The organism is Nonomuraea sp. NPDC051298 (assembly GCF_055586305.1).
Genome location: NZ_JBVJIM010000032.1, coordinates 1 through 15,965, shown reverse-complemented (window position 1 = coordinate 15,965; position 15,965 = coordinate 1). Strand labels below are relative to the sequence as shown.

Annotated in this window: 18 protein-coding genes; 10 read left to right on the top strand and 8 right to left on the bottom strand. The window is 72.8% G+C overall.

Annotation, left to right across the window (positions count from 1 at the left end):
- The first annotated feature begins 9 nt into the window (after positions 1-9).
- Positions 10-981 carry an ABC transporter permease gene (locus ACZ6S0_RS47005; protein ID WP_465926535.1) on the top strand — a complete coding sequence of 324 codons (972 nt, stop codon included), beginning with the start codon at positions 10-12 and terminating at the stop codon, positions 979-981.
- A gap of 120 nt (positions 982-1,101) precedes the next feature.
- Entirely contained in the window at positions 1,102-2,115 is a 1,014-nt protein-coding gene (locus ACZ6S0_RS47000; protein ID WP_465926534.1) for a DUF4037 domain-containing protein, read from the top strand.
- Between the two features lie 75 nt (positions 2,116-2,190).
- Here ACZ6S0_RS47000 and ACZ6S0_RS46995 read toward each other — a convergent pair whose 3' ends face one another.
- The 3 genes from ACZ6S0_RS46995 to ACZ6S0_RS46985 are packed head-to-tail and all read right to left on the bottom strand — an operon-like array spanning position 2,191 to position 4,109.
- Positions 2,191-2,985 carry an SRPBCC family protein gene (locus tag ACZ6S0_RS46995; protein ID WP_465926533.1) on the bottom strand — a complete coding sequence of 265 codons (795 nt, stop codon included), beginning with the start codon at positions 2,983-2,985 and terminating at the stop codon, positions 2,191-2,193.
- The gene (locus ACZ6S0_RS46990; protein WP_465926530.1) at positions 2,982-3,296 is read right to left on the bottom strand and encodes an ArsR/SmtB family transcription factor; all 315 of its coding nucleotides are present in this window, start codon (positions 3,294-3,296) and stop codon (positions 2,982-2,984) included. Before ACZ6S0_RS46990 ends, ACZ6S0_RS46995 begins: the two co-directional genes overlap by 4 nt.
- Positions 3,297-3,347: 51 nt before the next feature.
- A complete protein-coding gene (locus tag ACZ6S0_RS46985) occupies positions 3,348-4,109 on the bottom strand; it encodes a MerR family transcriptional regulator (RefSeq protein WP_465926528.1) in 762 nt (253 codons plus the stop codon).
- Positions 4,110-4,179: 70 nt separating this feature from the next.
- On the opposite strand from ACZ6S0_RS46985, the gene ACZ6S0_RS46980 reads away from it, so the two are divergent.
- The 3 genes from ACZ6S0_RS46980 to ACZ6S0_RS46970 all read left to right on the top strand — a co-directional run bounded on the left by ACZ6S0_RS46980 (position 4,180) and on the right by ACZ6S0_RS46970 (position 8,556).
- Positions 4,180-5,016 carry a MerR family transcriptional regulator gene (locus ACZ6S0_RS46980; protein ID WP_465926526.1) on the top strand — a complete coding sequence of 279 codons (837 nt, stop codon included), beginning with the start codon at positions 4,180-4,182 and terminating at the stop codon, positions 5,014-5,016.
- Positions 5,013-5,540: a hypothetical protein gene (locus tag ACZ6S0_RS46975; protein WP_465926524.1), complete on the top strand. Its 528-nt coding sequence runs from the start codon at positions 5,013-5,015 to the stop codon at positions 5,538-5,540. The genes ACZ6S0_RS46980 and ACZ6S0_RS46975 overlap by 4 nt, the downstream gene beginning before the upstream one ends.
- Before the next feature lie 448 nt (positions 5,541-5,988).
- Positions 5,989-8,556, top strand: a complete 2,568-nt coding sequence (locus tag ACZ6S0_RS46970) for an ATP-binding protein (RefSeq protein ID WP_465926522.1) — start codon at positions 5,989-5,991, stop codon at positions 8,554-8,556.
- Positions 8,557-8,611: 55 nt separating this feature from the next.
- Here ACZ6S0_RS46970 and ACZ6S0_RS46965 read toward each other — a convergent pair whose 3' ends face one another.
- Positions 8,612-9,313, bottom strand: coding sequence for a hypothetical protein (locus ACZ6S0_RS46965; protein WP_465926520.1), 702 nt, complete (start codon positions 9,311-9,313; stop codon positions 8,612-8,614).
- Positions 9,314-9,425: 112 nt separating this feature from the next.
- Positions 9,426-10,274 carry a radical SAM protein gene (locus tag ACZ6S0_RS46960; protein WP_465926518.1) on the bottom strand — a complete coding sequence of 283 codons (849 nt, stop codon included), beginning with the start codon at positions 10,272-10,274 and terminating at the stop codon, positions 9,426-9,428.
- A 232-nt stretch (positions 10,275-10,506) separates the two neighbouring features.
- On the opposite strand from ACZ6S0_RS46960, the gene ACZ6S0_RS46955 reads away from it, so the two are divergent.
- The 5 genes from ACZ6S0_RS46955 (at position 10,507) to ACZ6S0_RS46935 (ending at position 12,746) form a co-directional block, all read left to right on the top strand.
- Positions 10,507-10,830, top strand: coding sequence for a DMT family transporter (locus tag ACZ6S0_RS46955; RefSeq protein WP_465926516.1), 324 nt, complete (start codon positions 10,507-10,509; stop codon positions 10,828-10,830).
- The gene (locus tag ACZ6S0_RS46950; RefSeq protein ID WP_465926514.1) at positions 10,827-11,417 is read left to right on the top strand and encodes a TetR/AcrR family transcriptional regulator; all 591 of its coding nucleotides are present in this window, start codon (positions 10,827-10,829) and stop codon (positions 11,415-11,417) included. Before ACZ6S0_RS46955 ends, ACZ6S0_RS46950 begins: the two co-directional genes overlap by 4 nt.
- Positions 11,418-11,437: 20 nt before the next feature.
- Complete coding sequence (locus ACZ6S0_RS46945; RefSeq protein WP_465926512.1) at positions 11,438-11,992, top strand: GNAT family N-acetyltransferase; 555 nt, start codon at positions 11,438-11,440, stop codon at positions 11,990-11,992.
- Positions 11,989-12,303, top strand: a complete 315-nt coding sequence (locus tag ACZ6S0_RS46940) for a DUF952 domain-containing protein (RefSeq protein ID WP_465926510.1) — start codon at positions 11,989-11,991, stop codon at positions 12,301-12,303. Before ACZ6S0_RS46945 ends, ACZ6S0_RS46940 begins: the two co-directional genes overlap by 4 nt.
- Positions 12,304-12,371: 68 nt before the next feature.
- Complete coding sequence (locus tag ACZ6S0_RS46935; RefSeq protein WP_465926508.1) at positions 12,372-12,746, top strand: nuclear transport factor 2 family protein; 375 nt, start codon at positions 12,372-12,374, stop codon at positions 12,744-12,746.
- 44 nt (positions 12,747-12,790) lie between these two features.
- Here the strand turns inward: ACZ6S0_RS46935 and ACZ6S0_RS46930 are convergent, their stop codons facing one another.
- The 3 genes from ACZ6S0_RS46930 to ACZ6S0_RS46920 form a co-directional block, all read right to left on the bottom strand.
- Complete coding sequence (locus tag ACZ6S0_RS46930; protein WP_465926506.1) at positions 12,791-12,988, bottom strand: hypothetical protein; 198 nt, start codon at positions 12,986-12,988, stop codon at positions 12,791-12,793.
- 215 nt (positions 12,989-13,203) lie between these two features.
- Complete coding sequence (locus ACZ6S0_RS46925) at positions 13,204-14,211, bottom strand: hypothetical protein (protein WP_465926504.1); 1,008 nt, start codon at positions 14,209-14,211, stop codon at positions 13,204-13,206.
- 242 nt (positions 14,212-14,453) lie between these two features.
- Positions 14,454-15,683, bottom strand: a complete 1,230-nt coding sequence (locus tag ACZ6S0_RS46920; protein WP_465926502.1) for a hypothetical protein — start codon at positions 15,681-15,683, stop codon at positions 14,454-14,456.
- Between the last annotated feature and the right edge of the window lie 282 nt (positions 15,684-15,965).

The following is a 15,965-nucleotide window of genomic DNA, read 5'->3' as shown; positions in this document are numbered from 1 at the left end:
GACCTGGAAGTGTTGTGGCTTACCTGGCGGCAGCACCGCACGCAGGTGCTCGTCACCGCGGCGCTGCTGGCCGTCCTCGGCGCGGTCCTGCTCGTCAACGGCCTGGGCGCGGCCGACTTCGCCGCCCGGAACGCTCCGGCGGCCGACTGCGTGGCGGACACGCCCGCGTGCAGCGCCTACCGCGTGGAGATGAACGACCGCATACGGGCGGTGGGCGAACTCCTCGGCTGGCTCACGCTGCTGGCCCCGGCGATGATCGGCGCCTTCTGGGGCGCTCCGCTCCTGGCCAGGGAGTTCGAGCAGGGCACGCACCAACTGGCCTGGACCCAGTCGGTGACCCGGCGGCGCTGGCTGGCCGCCAAGATCGCCGGGCTCGGCGGCGCGGTCACGCTCGGCGGGCTGGCGCTGGCCGGCGTCGTGGGCCCGTGGCTGGCCGCCTTCGACGTCGCGCCCTTCGACGTCGACCGCTTCGACCTGAGATGGTTCCGGCTCGTCGGCATCGTTCCCGCGGCGTGGTGGCTGGCCGCGTTCGTGCTCGGCATGGCCGCCGGCGCGCTGTTGCGGCGGACTCTGCCGGCGATGGCGGTGACCATGGCGGTGTGCGCGCTGGCGTTCTTCGGACTCCTCAAGGCGCCGCCCCTCTACGCGACGCCGGAACGCGTCGTGCAGGCCGAGGCCATGGACGACCCCGTACAGGAGGACTCCCTGTACGTGAACGGCTACTGGATCGACGCGAGCGGCGCGAAGTTCACCTCTCAGGAGAGAGCACTCGCGCTCGCCGGCCCCTGCGGGACAGACGAGACGACCGAGGAGTACGCCAGGTGCTCCTTCGGCCACGGCTACCGGCAGGTCACCGAGTTCCACCCCGCGAACAGGTTCTGGCGGTTCCAGTGGACCGAGGCGGGAATCCTGCTCCTCCCCGCCCTCGCACTGGGCGGCGTCGCCGTCCGGCGCACCCTCCGGCCCCGCATGAACCCCTGATCGCCCCGTCACGGTGACAGAACGGCCGGACCGTCCGGGGCGGGGGAAATTCGGGTGAGGTTCGGGAGGGCCTGGTGCAGAGTTGATGGGGTGATGTCCGATTTTGTACCTGGTATTGAGTTGTCCCGCGCGTTCTATGGCGAGGTGGTGGCGCCGCTGGTGTCAGGGGTGGCGCACGGTGCGGCGCTGATCGGGCCGGGGTCGGAGGTGCTGGAGTTCGACACGGCGCGTTCGGCCGACCATGACTGGGGGCCGCGGGTGCTGCTGTTCGTGGCGGCCGGGCGGGTGGCCGAGGTGGAGGCGAAGGTGGTGGCGGGGCTGCCGGACCGCTTCGGCGGGCTGCCGACGGTGTTCGGCTACCACGGGCGGGTGCGGCCCGGGGTGGAGGTGGCGGAGCTGGGCGAGTGGCTGGTGGCGCGGCTGGGCTTCGATCCGCGGGCCGGGGTGTCGCTGCTGGACTGGCTGGCGGCGCCGTGGCAGAGCCTGGCCGAGGTGACCGGCGGCGAGGTGTTCCACGACGGGCTGGGGGAGGCGGGGCTGGAGGCGGCCCGGGCGGCGTTGCGCTGGTATCCGCAGGACGTGTGGCGTTACGTGCTGGCCTGCCAGTGGCGGCGGATCGCGCAGGAGGAGCCGTTCCCCGGCCGGTGCGGCGAGGTGGGCGACGAACTGGGCTCGGCCGTGGTGGGGGCGCGGCTGGCGCGGGAGGTGATGCGGCTGGCGCTGCTGCTGCGGCGGCGCTATCCGCCGTACGCGAAATGGCTGGGCAGCGCGCTGGCGCGGATGCCGGGGTCGGCGGAGCTGGCCGAGTCGCTGGGCTCGGCGGTGGCGGCGCGGTCGTGGCGGGAGCGGGAGGAGGGGCTGGCGGCGGCCTACGGGCGGCTGGCGGCGCTGCAGAACCGGATGGGGCTGGCCGAACGCCTGGACGAGGGCGTGCGGGGCTTCCACGACCGGCCGTTCCGGGTGATCGGCGGGGACCGGTTCGCCCAGGCGCTGATGTCGTCGGTGGGGGACCCGGCGATCAGGGGGCTGCCGCCGGTGGGGTGCGTGGATCAGCTCTCGGACTCGACGGACCTGCTGGTGACGCCGGGCCGGGCGCGGGCGGTGACGGCGGCGGCCCTGAGCCTCACCGCCTGAAATCCCTCCTTTGTGATCTACGGTGTAAAGGGCGAGAATTCGGACACATCGGTCTCGCCCTTCACCCCGACACCCTCAGTCGAGGAGGGAGGCCGCCAGGTCCTCGATGCGGACCCGCCAGGCGTGCAGGGCGGCGGGGTCTCCCGTGTGGGTGACGGTGAGCCGCGCGCCCTGCCCGGTGCCCTGGGCCAGCTCCCAGCGGACGGTCCCGGACGGCGTGTCGTACTCCAGGAGCTTGGCGGTCTCGGCGCGGACGACGGGCCCGGCCGGCACGCCGGGGACGGTGAAGGCGGCCGGCGGCGGGGCCCCGAGGGTGGCGCCCGGCCCGCCGAGGAGGTTCCAGACGTCGTCGGCGGGGCGGACGAGCTGGCGTTCGACGCGGACGCCGCCGTCGTGGACGGTGGCCGACGGCAGGCCGAGGATCGCGATGTAGTCCTCGTGCAGGCGGGCGGACGAGGCCGGGCCGGGCTCGGCGGGCCGGGCGGGGGCGCGGCCGTCGAGGTGGGCGAGCAGCTCCTGGATGCAGGTGTGCCAGCCGGCGGCGAAGCTGGCCGCGCCGTGCCGGTCGGCGAAGGTGTGGGAAAAGGTGAGCAGGGTGCCCTCGCCGTCGGGGGTGAGCTGCCAGCTCAGCACGTCCTCCCCCCAGGTGTGGGTGAAGGTGCGGGGCGGGTCGCTGGCGGTGACGCGGCCGTCGGGGCCGAAGCCGTAGCCGATGCGGTCGCCGTCGATGGTGACCTCGGCGGGGAACCAGGCCGCCAGGTGCTCGGGCCGGGTGATGGCGGCCCAGACCTTCTCCGGCGGATGGGGCAGGCGGCGTTGCAGGCGCAGCGTGGTGCGGCCGTCGGGGTGCAGGGTGAGGGCTTCGTTCATGGGGTGTGGTCCTCCATGGCGTCGAGGTGGTGTTCGAGGCGGTCGAGGGCGGTGTTCCAGAGCCTGCGGTAGGGGGTGAGCCAGGCGTCGACCTCGGCCAGCGGCTGGGGGCGCAGCTCGTACCAGCGGCGCTGGGCGTCCTTGCGGACGGTGACGAGGCCGGCCTGGCGCAGGGTGCGCAGGTGCTTGCTGGTGGCGGGCTGGGTGAGGCCGAGGTGGTGGGTGAGCTCGTTGACCTGGTGGGGGCGTTGCAGGAGGAGGTCGAGGATGTGGCGCCGCGCGGGCTCGGCGAGGACGTCGAAGGGCGTCATGCCCGCGAATATACCGCGCGGGCTATATGCCTGCAAGGGAATGTGCGCGGGTCAGGACGCCGCGCGGCGGGCGTTGGCGTGGATCGCGGCCCGCAGGTAACCGGCCAGGCCGGGGGCGAGCGCGTCGAAGACGGCCGTGAAACGGAAGTCTTCGACGTACAGGTCGCCCAGGCACGCGTGCAGGTCGTGGCCGCAGTCGTAGAACCAGCGGGTGATGTGGCCGCGGTGACGCTCGGCCAGATCCATCGCGTGCGGGCTCTCGGCGGGCAGCCCGGACCTGAACGCGGCCACCAGCTCCTCGTCGAGCGCGCCCACCTCCGCCTTGAGCCGCAGCCAGTCGGCCTTGGTGTGGGCGGCGACCCGGCGGCGGCTCTCGGCGTGGGCCGGACCGTGGCCCCAGCGGCGTTCGACCTCGGCGTCGTGGTCCTCGGGACGGAAGCCCCCGAAGACCTCGAACCGCTCGGCGGGGGTCAGCGTGACGCCGGCGGCGCGGGCCCGCATCGCGCGCTCGACGGCGGCGATGACCTCGCCCAGGCGCTCGGCCTTGCGGCTGAGCAGCTCGTGCTGGCGGCGCAGATGGGCGAGTTCGTCGCAGGAGGGCTCGTCGAGGATGACCGCGATCTCGTCCAGGGGGAAGCCCAGCTCCCGGTAGAGCAGGATCTGCTGCAGGCGCAGCAGGTCGGCGTCGGTGTAACGGCGGTAGCCCGCGTGGCTGCGCTCACCGGGGGTGAGCAGCCCGATCTCGTCGTAGTGGTGCAGGGCGCGCACGGTGACGCCCGCCAGCCGGGCGACCTGGCCCACGGAGAAGCTCATGGCCTCCACCTTGCCCTGTCCCGCGGGGTGAGGGGCAAACCGGGTGGACTCTCCCCCGGGGGGAGGGCCCATGCTGGTGCCCATGGACGAGGAGCCCCTGCAGGAGGAACTGCTGCCGATCGGCCGCTTCGCCCGGCTGGGCCGCCTGAGCGTGAAGCAGTTGCGGCGCTACGACGAGCTGGGGCTGCTGCGGCCGGCGTACGTGGACGAGGAGAGCGGCTACCGCTACTACCGGCCCTCGCAGGCGCGGCAGGCCCTGTCGATCGGGCTGCTGCGCTCGCTGGACGTGCCGCTGGACGTGGTCGGGCAGGTGCTGGCCGGTTCGGCGGCGGCGCTGGCGGGGGTGCGCGACGGGCTGGAGGAGGAGCTGGCCCGCAGGCGGCGCACGCTCGGCGTCCTGGAGCGGGTGATGGCCCACGGGCTGCCCGCTCCGCCCGTACGCGTGGTGCGGGAGCCGGCGCGGCGGGTCGTGCTGGTGCGCGAGTGCGCCGCGGGCACCGAGGACATCGCCAGGGCCACCTCGGCCGCGGTGGCGCGGCTCACAGCCGCCCGCACCGGCCCCGGCCCGGACCCCGGCCCGGTGCGGCTGGTCGGGCTGTTCCCGATCGACCTGGAGGAGGTGGTCGACGTCGCGGTCGCCCTTGAACCGCCGCGGACGGGTGGGGAGACGGCGCGGCAGGCGGTGGGCGAGGTGGACGTGCTGCCCGGCGGGCGGTTCGCCCGCGCCACCCACGTGGGCCCCTACGACCAGATGGCGCTGACCGTGCACGCCGTGCTGGCCTGGTGCGCGGAGCGGCGGCAGACGGCACGGGGACCGATCCGGGAGGTGTACGTGTCCGACCCGGCCGTGACCTGCCCGGAGGAACTGGTGACACACGTGATGATCGGTTTGGAGGAGCGAACATGAGTCCTGTGCTGGCCACGTACGGGCCGGTGACGTGCCTGAGCGTGACGGGGGCGGGCGCGCCGGGCGGCGACGAGCACACCGGCGCGATCCGGGCCCTGTACACGGTGGCCTCGGCGATGGGCGGCCCCCCGGCGCCGCTGGAGGGGCTGTGGTGGGTGGAGGACGACGGGCCCCCGCTGGAGGTCCCGCGCGAGCGGTGGCGCTGGCACGTCCTGCTGCCGCTCGCCCAGCCGCCCGCGCCCGGAGCGGTGGAACGCGCCCGCGAGGCGGCGCGGCCGTCCGGGGCCGCCGTCGACCGGGTACGCGTGACGTCCTTCACCGAGGGGGAGTGCGTGGAGGTGCTGCACGAGGGGCCGTTCAGCGAGGAGCACCGGTCGCTGGCGCTGATGGAGGCGTTCATGGCCGAGCGGGCGCTGGTGCCCAACGGGCCGCACCACGAGGTGTACCTGACCCCGCTGGACGACCCGTCCCCGCGCACCGTGCTGCGCCAGCCCGTCCGCCCCGCCGGCGGCCTCCCGGCCTGACCCGGGGGAAAAGCAGGTACCCCTGCGGGGATTTTCGCCCTCCTGCCCGGGGCGGGGGAGAGGGCACGCTGAAGGGGTGCGCACGACCCGCCCCCGGACTGACCCGGTCGTGCGCCCCGAGCTCCCCCTCCCCGAGCCCGGCACGGCCCGCCCGCCGTGCCGGGCTCCCCGCATGACCGGCCACCCTCGGCACGCGGCCCTGTGTGACGAGCCCTGTGTGACAAAGCCCGTGTGACGAGTCCCGTGCGCCGGGCCGCGGGTGACAAACCCCGGGGTGACGAGCCGCCTGTGCCAAGCCGGGCCCGCCCCCGCCCCATGGCATGGTCAAAACTTCCTGTGGCTTCTTGACCAGGGCATCCTCACCGGCCGGACGCGACATAACCTGGGTGCACGACGGGTGCCCGGCATGCCACGGTGGCACGGCGGCGCACCTCGTCCAAGAGGCACCATGACAGCGGTGACGACCCACACCTCCCGCGGCCGCCTGGGCGGCCTCCCGGCGGAGGTGACGAGTTTCGTCGGACGTCGGCACGAGGTGACCGAGGTCCGGCGACTGCTGGGCGCGTCCAGGGCGGTGACGCTGACCGGCACCGGCGGCGTGGGCAAGACCCGCCTGGCCGTACGCGTCGGCCAGGAGGTGCGCCGCGCCTTCCGCGACGGCGTCTGGCTGGTCGAACTCGGCGCCCTCGACTGCCCCGACGTGCTGGCCGACGCCGTGGCCGAGGCGCTGGAGATCCGCGACGGCGCCGGGCCGCCGCTGACCGCGCTGACCGGCCACCTGCGCGACAAACAGGTCCTGATCATCCTCGACAACTGCGAGCACCTGCTGGACGCCTGCGCCGTCCTGGCCGACACCCTGCTGCGCCGGGCCCCCGAACTGCGCATCCTGGCCACCAGCAGGCAGGCGCTGGGCATCGCCGGAGAGCAGTCACTGCCGGTGCCGCCGCTGAACCTGCCCGACTGCCGCACCGCGCGCACGTCCTCACTGGACGGCTTCCTGCAGAGCGAGTCGGTGCGCCTGTTCGCCGAACGCGGCCGCGCCGCCCACCCGGGCTTCGCCGTCACCGACGACAACCGCGAGGTGGTGTGCCACATCGTACGCCGCCTCGACGGCCTGCCCCTGGCGATCGAACTGGCCGCGGTACGGCTGCGCGCACTGTCGGCCCACCAACTGCTGGACCGCCTCGATGACCGTTTCCGCCTGCTCAGCGCCGGGAGGCGGGCCGTGCTGCCCCGCCACCAGACGCTGCGGGCGCTGATCGACTGGAGTTACGCCCTATGCTCACACGAGGAAAGGCTGCTGTGGCAGCGCGCGTCGGTGTTCGCCGGGGGGATGGACCTGGAGGCGGCCGAGGCGGTCTGCTCCGGCGACGGGATCGCCCGCCAGGACGTCGTGGACCTGGTGATCGCCCTGGTGGACAAGTGCGTGCTGATACGCGAGGACCATCCGGACGGCGTCCGCTACCAGATGCTGGAGACCCTGCGCGCCTACGGGGCCGAGCGCCTGGCCGGTCCGGGGGAGCGGGCTGCGCTGCGCGAGCGGCATCGAGGTTATTACCGCGACCTGGCCGCCCGGGCTCGGGCGGAACTGTTCGGTCCGGATCAGGTTCGGTGGCTGCGGCGCCTGCAGGCCGAGCACGCCAACCTGCGCACCGCCCTGGAGTCGGGGCTGGCGTCGCGGGAGACGTCCGCGGAGAGCCTGAGCATGGCCACGGATCTGCTGTATCACTGGATCACCGGTTATTACCCGGGTGAGGGGCGCGGCTGGCTGGAGCGAGCCCTGGCCACCGTGCCCAGCCCTGTGTCCGGCCCTGTGCCCGGCCCCGCCCGCGACCCGGCCCCGCTGCGCGGCCGGGCGCTGTGGGCGGCGGCCTGGCTGGCGATCATCCAGGCCGACCTGCCCGCCGCCACCCGCCTGCTGCGGGAGAGCGAGCGGATCGGGCGGCGGCTGGGCGACGCGTCGATCCTCGGGTACGTGGCGCTGTTTCGCGGCATGGCCGCCATGTGCGCGGGACGGGCGCCGGAGGCGATCGACCTGTACCGGCAGGCGCTGGAGCGCCACCGCGGCACCGGCGACCCCGCGGCGGCCGCTCTGACGCTGATCCGGCTGTCGATGGCGTACTCGTTCCTGGGCCGCTCGCACGAGGCGGTGCGGGCGGGACAGGAGTGCCTGGAGCTGTGCGACGCCCACGGGGAGGGCTGGCACCGGGCCTACATGATGACGGCGCTCGGGGTGGAGATGTGGCGGCAGGGAGACCTGGCGCGCGCCACCGAGCTGGAACGCGGCAGCCTGTCCTTCGACCGGTCGCTGGACGACCTGCTGGGGGCGGGCGTCACCATCGAGGTACTGGCGTGGATCGCCGCCACCCGCGGCGACTTCCAGCGGGCCGCGCGCCTGCTGGGGGTGCTGCGCGGGGTGTGGGGCGCGGTGGGGGCGCCCCTGTCGGGGTTCGGGCATCTGGCCGGATACCACGAGGAGTGCCGGGAACGTACGCGGGAGGCGCTGGGGGAGGCGGCCTACGAGACGGCGCTGCGGCGCGGGGCCGCGCTCGGCCCGCGGGAGGCGCTGGCGTACGCGCTGGGGGAGGACCCCGGCGGCGTACGGGCTTCGCGCACGCGCCCCGGCGACGGGGACGGCGCCGCGGTGCTGACCCGGCGCGAACACGAGATCGCCGGGCTCGTGGCGCGCGGGCTGACGAACAAGGAGATCGCGGCGGCCCTGGTGATCGCGCGGCGGACGGCCGAGGGACACATCGAGCACATCCTGGCCAAGCTGGGGTTCAACTCGCGGGCGCAGATCGCGGTGTGGGTGGGGGACCACGCCCGCGACGAGCGGGCCACCGACGTCCCTGCGGACGTCCCTGCGGACAGCTCCTTGGGCGGCTCTCCGGGCAGCGCTCCGGGCGGTGACGGCGGGCACGTGAACGGGGCACGCCGACCGGCCGCCCGCGGCGCGGACGGGTGCGACGCCGACGGGTGCGCCGACGGGCGGGTGACGAGAGGAGAGCGGCGCTGACCCCGCCGCCTCCCGCGCACTCACCCGGCGGCTGAGACGGCTCAGGCCGGTCAAGTCATCCGGCGGCGCCTCGCGTGCGCTCGCGATGGACGTCCGCGTGGCCACCGGTGGGCAACTCGAACCAGGTCACCTGACCGGCCACACCCCAGCAGCAGGCCAGGCTCTCCAGCAGCGGCGGGCACGGCCGCGCCTGCGTCCGACGGCCACCCTCCCGGGCCTTGCCCCTGCCCGGGCCGCCGCCGAAGTCACTGAAGAAGTCACTGCTGGAATCACTGTCGAGGTCGGAGCCGAGGTTGTTGTCGATCCCGCGATCGGCGCCACGCCCGGGGCCGCCGCCCCGGCCGGCCCTCTGGACGGCCCCCTGAACGGCAGTGTGGTCGGCGCTGTGGACGACACTGCGGTCGATATTGCCGCCCTCGACCTCGCCGCGCAGCAGCCCGTCCTCCAGCCCGATCGTGAGCCGGACGGTGCCCGCGCCGCGGCGTACGGCGTCTCCGACGAGTTCGGCCGCGAGCAGCGCGGCGGTGTCGGCGTGCTCGTTCAGCCCCCAGTGCGACAGCCGGGACGCGATCAGCCCGCGGGCGCTCAGCACCGCGGACGGGTGCCGCGTCAGCACCCACGACACGGCCCGATCGCGGCCGGTCCATCCGGCACGGGCGGCAAGGTGACTGGCCAGGGCCAGGAACGTGTTCCACGACGGCAGCCGCAGCGCACGCCGGAACGGCCCGCGGTGCCCCGGCCGGCTGGTGGTTCCCACGTCGGTCCTCCCCCCAAGGTTGACGGTGTACTTTCAGCCTGCGCACACCACGCCACCCACGACAACCGGGGATATCCCCATACCGGTACCTACAGCGGGTGGGACGTACCCGTCACACCAGCGCGAGCTGCGCCGCCCGCGGCTCACCCCGCCCGGCCGCCGGCGCCCCGCACTCCATCCCGTACACCCGGCACAACTGCTCGATCTGCCCCGTGATGCGCCCCTCATACCCGGGCGACGGCAGCCCCGCCCGGTCGTACAGCTCCTCGTAGCGGCCCACGAGCTGCGGATGCGCCCGCTCCAGCCACTCCACGTACCACTCCCGCGTCCCCGGCGGCAGCCGCAGCACCACCGGCTCCACCGCCCCCACCCCCGCGGAAGCGATCCGCCGCACCGTCGCCGCGAGTTGATCGGCGGCGTCACTGAGCAACGGCAGCACCGGCGCCATCAGCACCCGGCACTCCACACCCGCCTCCACCAGCGCCGACACCAGCTCCAGCCGCGCCTGCGCCGACGGCGCCCCCGGCTCCACCGCCCGCCGGATCCGCTCGTCGACGAACGCGATCGACACCGCCACCCGCGCCCCCGGCCGCGCCAGCAGCGGCGCGTCCCGCAACACCAGCGCGCTCTTGGTGTACACCGTGAACGGCGTGCCCGCGTCGGCCAGCGCGCCGATCACCCCGGGCATCAGCCGATAGGTCTCCTCGGCCCGCTGGTAGCAGTCGCCGCCGACGCCCACCGCCAGCTCCTGGCCGTCCCAGCGGGACAGCTCGGCCCGCAGCCGCTCCACCACGTTCGGGCGCACCACGACCCGCGTGTCGAAATCACGCCCCGCGTCCAGCCCCAGACGCCGATGCCCGGCCCGGGCGCCGCAGCCGCGGCAGGCATGGGCGCAGCCACGGTAGGGGGAGACGGCCCACTGCTGGGCGACGCCCGCGGCCTGCGGCACCCGCTCGATCACCGTGCGGGCCCTGCAGCTCGAAGAAATCGCCGCGCACCACCGCGCGCCGCTCGATCAGCGGGCGGTCGTCGGCGGCGTCAACAAGCGGAAGCGCGTCCCAACCCACACCCCCCAGTGGAACACGTATTCGACTGGGTTTTCAAGCAGTTCCCGCCACCCCGCCCATCCGGCCGGGGAGAAGAACCCCCTAAAATCCGGACGACCGTACCACTTCCAGTCAGGGAGAACCCCCATGGCCTGGCTCCTGCTCGCCCTCGCCATCGCCTCAGAAGTCCTCGCCACCTCCGCGCTCAAACTCAGCAACGGCTTCACCCACCTCGGCTGGAGCATCGTCGTCGCCGCCGGCTACATCACCTCCTTCGCCCTGCTCGCCCAGGTACTCAAACTCCAGCTCGACGTGGGCACCGCCTACGCCGTCTGGTCAGGCGCGGGCACCGCCGCCATCGCCCTCATCGGCGCCGCCTTCATGGGAGAGACCCTCACCCCCCTCAAGATCGGCGGTATCCTGCTCATCATCGGCGGCGTCGTCGTCCTCAACCTCGCAGGTGGCCATTGAACCCACACCTGAACCCACACCACGAGCCCCCCGCACACCCCCGCGCCGCCCCCGCCCAGGCCCGCAGCAGGCACCGCCGCGCCACCCTCCTCAACGCCGCCGTCGACCTGCTCACCCAGGGCGGATTCGCCGCCGTCACCCACCGAGCCGTCGCCCACCGCGCCCGCCTGCCCCTGGCCGCCACCACCTACTACTTCACCTCACGCGACCAGCTCCTCGCCGAAGCCTTTGCCCAGCTCGTCGAAACCGAACTCGCCACCATCCGCGCCTGGATCACCCGCCACGGCCCCGCCGCCCTCATCGACCAGGTGGCCGCCGCCGACCACACCCGCCAGCTCGGCCTCTGGGAGCTGTACGTCCACGCCGGCCGCGACCCCGTACTCCAGCACATCGCCCGCCGCTGGAGCGACGGCTGCCTGCGCATCCTCGCCGACACCCTCCACCTCCCGCAGACCGACCCCCGCCTGCGCCTGCTCTACACCACCGTCTGCGCCCTCTGGCTCGAGCACCTCGTCGAACGACGCCCCCTCGACGAGGCCCGCGCCCTGCTCACCCTCGCGCTGCAAAACGCGTTGCCACCCACCTGACCACTCCCTACACTGCCCCCGTGCTCAAACCCAGCTACCCGATCATCACCCCCCGCCTCCACCTCCGCCCCTACACCCACGACGACCTCGACGCCGTCAACGCCTACGAATCCCTCCCCGACGTCACCCGCTACCTCTACTGGGGCACCCGCGACCGCGACGCCAGCCGCACCTTCCTCGACAAGAAGACCACCCGCACCGCCATCGCCGAAGAAGGCGACGCCATCGACCTGGCCGTCACCCTCGCCACCACCGGCCGGCTCATCGGCAACTGCCTGCTCATCTGGACCAACCGCGACAACCGCCAAGGCGAGATCGGCTACATCCTCCACCCCGACCACCACGGCCACGGCTACGCCACCGAGGCCGCCCGCGCCATGCTCGCCCTCGGCTTCACCGGGCTCGGCCTCCACCGCATCACCGGCCGCCTCGACAACCGCAACACCGCCTCCGCCCGCGTCCTGGAGAAACTCGGCATGCGCCGCGAGGCCACCCTCGTCGACAACGAGTACGTCAAGGGCGAATGGACCAGCGAAACCATCTACGCCATCCTCGAAACCGAGTGGACCCCGTGACCGCCCCCGCCCCCATCCACCACCTCGCCCTGCGCACCGACTGGGAAGCCGCGCAGCAAGCGGGGGAGTACCGCGTCTCCACCCTCGGCCGCACCCTCGAACAAGAGGGCTTCATCCACTGCAGCCGCGACCTCGCCCAGCTCCACGGCGTCCACACCGCCTTCTACCACCACCTCACCCAGCCCCTGCTCATCCTCGACATCGACCCCACCGGCCTCGACATCCGCGTCGAGAACGGCTTCCCCCACCTGTACGGCCCCCTGCCCCTCACCGCCGTCACCGCCACCCACCCCTACACCACCACCCGATAAGCCCACCAGGGGCAGGCCCGCGCCCGTTCACCCCCCGACGGGCAGAAGCCGGCCCCACAATGGACCCCATGGACACCCGAGCAGCCGCCCAGCGCTTCGCCGACACCTGGCAGCACGGCTGGACCCGACACGACACCACCGCCATCACCGCCCTCTACCGCGACGACGCCGTCCACACCAGCATGCCCTTCCGCCCCTCACACCAGGGCAGGCAGGCCATCGCCGACTACATCACCTGGTCCTTCACCGGCGAGACCAACCCCCAGGTCACCTTCGCCGCCCCCATCGTCGACGGCGACCAGGCGGCCATCGAGTTCCGGGTCCACGCCCACGACAACGGCCGCGCCGTCACCCTCGCCGGCTGCGTCTTCGCCCGCTTCGACCCCGACGGGCTCGCCGTACAGACCCGCGACTACTGGCACACCACCGACGGCCACCACTGACCCGCACCCCTGCGCGGGCCACCCCCGTCAACATCACCAGGACGTCAGCGCGCCACCCGCAACGGCGCACGCCCCGCACCCACCACCGGCACCGGCCCCGTCGCGGGCCCCGGCATCGGAACGGGAGCAGGGGAGGGGGCCTGCGACCGAGCCATCCGCCGCTGCTCCTGCACCTGCGCCTGACGCCGGGCCTGCTGCTCGGCCGCCTCGGCGCACCCGCCCTCGCAGTACCCGTTCGTCACGATCAGCCGCCCCCGAAGCGGCGTGTACGACTCCTTACCCGAAGCGGGCAGAACCCCCTGACACACCGGACATAACACCGACTGATTCCCCACGTGCTGCTCCTCTCGCGGCGCGATAGCAGAACTCCCACCCTAAAACCACGCACCACACCAAGGACAGCGAATCCACAGAACGTCAAACCATCCGTCAACCCGCGAACCCCGGAACCAGGCACTCACACAAGACCGCGGAAGACACCCCCAGCCTTGCCGAACAGCCCCGTGGCCAGCAGCGGGCCACCGGCAACAGCCGACAACGAGGTCAGTTCGCCACCGGACGGAACCTTCGACCAGCGGCCCGAGGAATCCCGGTGCGCGAGAGCCGAATCATCGCCATAAGCGTCGGACGAACCGGCGAACCAGTGACCGCCCGCACCATCAGGCACCGGCGCCAGCCCACGGAGCATACGACCGGCCTTCACAGAGGTGTCCTCAGCCCGCCAGCCCGAACCCGTCTGGAAGACCAGGAACGACGACACCCCGATCTCCCCAGTGATCCACACCCCGGACGGATCGGCGGTGACCGCGGTCAGCCGCAGACCCCCCGGATCGGGCGGCGAATCATCGGACGGAGGCGGGGCCTTCGGCAACACCCCAGCCAGATCAACGCGAGCCCACCCCACCCCGTCGAAGTGGAACACCCCAGGCCCGGCCCCGTCGAGCACCCAGATGTCGGAACCCGAACGCGCGCCGACCCGGAAAGCGCTGAAGGGCACCTCCTGCTCCGACCAGGTGACACCGTCGAAACGCCACGCCTTACGGTCACCGAACACCCACACGTCGTCGGCGACGACGGCGAGCGCCGACGCGGGCGTCTTCCGCACGACCGTCCAGGAACGCCCGTCCCAGCGCACGACGGAGCCGCCCGCCAGAACCCACACATCGGACGGACCCGACGCGGCCACCGAGCCGACATCCCCCAGCTCAACAGGGAAGTCACTCTTCCTCCAGCGATCACCGTCCCAGTGGAAGGCCGTGGGCCGGTGCGGCCCGTCAGCCACCGGGACCCAGGCGGCAACACCGAGGATGTCCCAGCCGAAGGCCCACGCCTCACGCTCACCGGTCGCGACGACCTTGCCGTACGTGACCGACCGCTCAGCGGCCACCAGCTCCCAGCGATCGTTGCCGCGCACCCGGGGAGCAGCCCGCCACAGCCACACACCGGCCACCACCGCCACCATCACCGCTGTCACCAGCCCCATCAACATGATCGAAGCCTACGAAGACCACCAGAACGAAACCTGAGTACACGTACTCAGATTCGCCTTCGCCGTCACCCTCACGGTCTGCGGACAAGCGGAACGAGATCCGCGATCCGACGCAACTGCTCCGCCCCGCGAGATCGAGCGCGCCGATCCGGCAGACGAGACGCTGGGCTCCAGCGCCGACGTACTCGACAAGCGGATCCCCGCGCTTCGTCACAGGGTCAGGACAGGAGGTCGAGGGTGCGAGCGACGGCCTCGCGACCTTCGCGCACTGCCGCCGCCAGATCCTTGCCCGCAGGGCCCTGCCAAGTCAGGTGAGCGACCGTGGTCCCACGCCGCACGACCACCTCGACGTGCGCGACAGAGTCGCGGGAGGTGGGGCCGGGTGGCAGGCCGGAGCGACGCACGGCGAGGCTGGCCAGCTCTCCGGTCCAAGGGCCGCGGGTAAAAGGCTCGATCGTGTACGGGACCCTGACGTACTGGCCGTCCTCCTGCTTGTTGCACGGTACGACGAAGATGCTCCCGTCATAGCTCTTCAGCTCGTCTTCCGGCGTGACCAGCAGACGACGCGCCCTCTCGGCCGTCTCCTCGTCCGGCAGGACGGCCACCACTTCACGCACGGTGACCCGGCCCGTGAGCGTACGTGCGAGTACCGGCACGGCAGAGGGCATGTGCTTGCGATCCAGCGAGATCGTGCACGTAAGGTCGGGATCTCCCACACCGTCCCAGAGTGTCACGCTCTTCCCATACGCCGAAGGCGGAGGCAGCGCGGCGGCCAGAGCGGCCGTCCTCCCCGTCGACCCAGGGCCCTGCCCCTCCGGACCGCCGCCAACGGCGGCCAACACGGACGCCACGGCGGCGGCGCCTTGCGACACCCTGACCGCGTCCGGGCCTTCGCCGTACTCGGTGGGCCAGTACCACGAGACCTCGGCCAGAAGGGAGCCGCGGGCGGCCACGACGACACCGTCGACGGCCCAGTCGCCGCTGTCGGAGCTGTGCGGCCCGGCGGTCGCCAGCAGGGTGCCGCGCCAGCCGCCACGGGCATACGCGCCGACGCTACTGTCGGCGGAGTCGCGCGAGCACACCTCGGCCGCGTGACGAGCGGCCGCCAACAGGCCGTTCGCCTGTCCGGGCGAAGTGAGCCAGAACCTCACCGACAGCGACACCGGCAGTTCCGCCACTTTCAACTCCGCGCTGTAGGCGGGCACGCCCTGCAGCGACGACCGTTTCCGCACACCTCCCTCCTGCCGGCACTGCGACAAAAAGGATCCCTGAAGCGACCCGGCGCGGTACCAGTCCACAGTGCTGTCCGCATCCAGGTGCCCTCTCAGCCGGTCGGCGATCTCCTCGACCGACATGACCGCCTTGGCGGGCGCAGGCAGCGGGGCCACCCACGGCACGCAACAGCCATAGACGACCAGCAGCAGGACCGCTGCCATGACGATGCCCATCCCTCGCCGTCTGGTATGCCCCATGAGATCTTGGACGCGGCGGGCGCAGCCGTGGTTCTGGCCCCACCGAATTGCCGACAAATCCCCGAGATCATGACGGCCGGCAGTGGAGGAGAATGGTCGCAAGACGATTTGAAGAGTGCCTGGCGAGCGGCAGCGGTGGCGCAAGGTCGCGGCCGGGTGGACGGTTGTCCCGTCTCAATTGATGCGACACAGAGAGGCTCATCCACCTCGGTTGTGACAGTTCTACTGAGACGCCCGAGGAGCACGGCGTCTCAGTAG

Bases quoted from the DNA above. Each gene is read 5' to 3' on its own strand.
- ACZ6S0_RS46995 (WP_465926533.1), bottom strand. From the start codon at position 2,985: ATGAACGAAGCCCTCACCCTGCACCCCGACGGCCGCACCACGCTGCGC.
- ACZ6S0_RS46990 (WP_465926530.1), bottom strand. From the start codon at position 3,296: ATGACGCCCTTCGACGTCCTCGCCGAGCCCGCGCGGCGCCACATCCTC.
- ACZ6S0_RS46985 (WP_465926528.1), bottom strand. From the start codon at position 4,109: ATGAGCTTCTCCGTGGGCCAGGTCGCCCGGCTGGCGGGCGTCACCGTG.
- ACZ6S0_RS46980 (WP_465926526.1), top strand. From the start codon at position 4,180: ATGCTGGTGCCCATGGACGAGGAGCCCCTGCAGGAGGAACTGCTGCCG.
- ACZ6S0_RS46975 (WP_465926524.1), top strand. From the start codon at position 5,013: ATGAGTCCTGTGCTGGCCACGTACGGGCCGGTGACGTGCCTGAGCGTG.
- ACZ6S0_RS46970 (WP_465926522.1), top strand. From the start codon at position 5,989: ATGACAGCGGTGACGACCCACACCTCCCGCGGCCGCCTGGGCGGCCTC.
- ACZ6S0_RS46955 (WP_465926516.1), top strand. From the start codon at position 10,507: ATGGCCTGGCTCCTGCTCGCCCTCGCCATCGCCTCAGAAGTCCTCGCC.
- ACZ6S0_RS46935 (WP_465926508.1), top strand. From the start codon at position 12,372: ATGGACACCCGAGCAGCCGCCCAGCGCTTCGCCGACACCTGGCAGCAC.
- ACZ6S0_RS46920 (WP_465926502.1), bottom strand. From the start codon at position 15,683: ATGGGCATCGTCATGGCAGCGGTCCTGCTGCTGGTCGTCTATGGCTGT.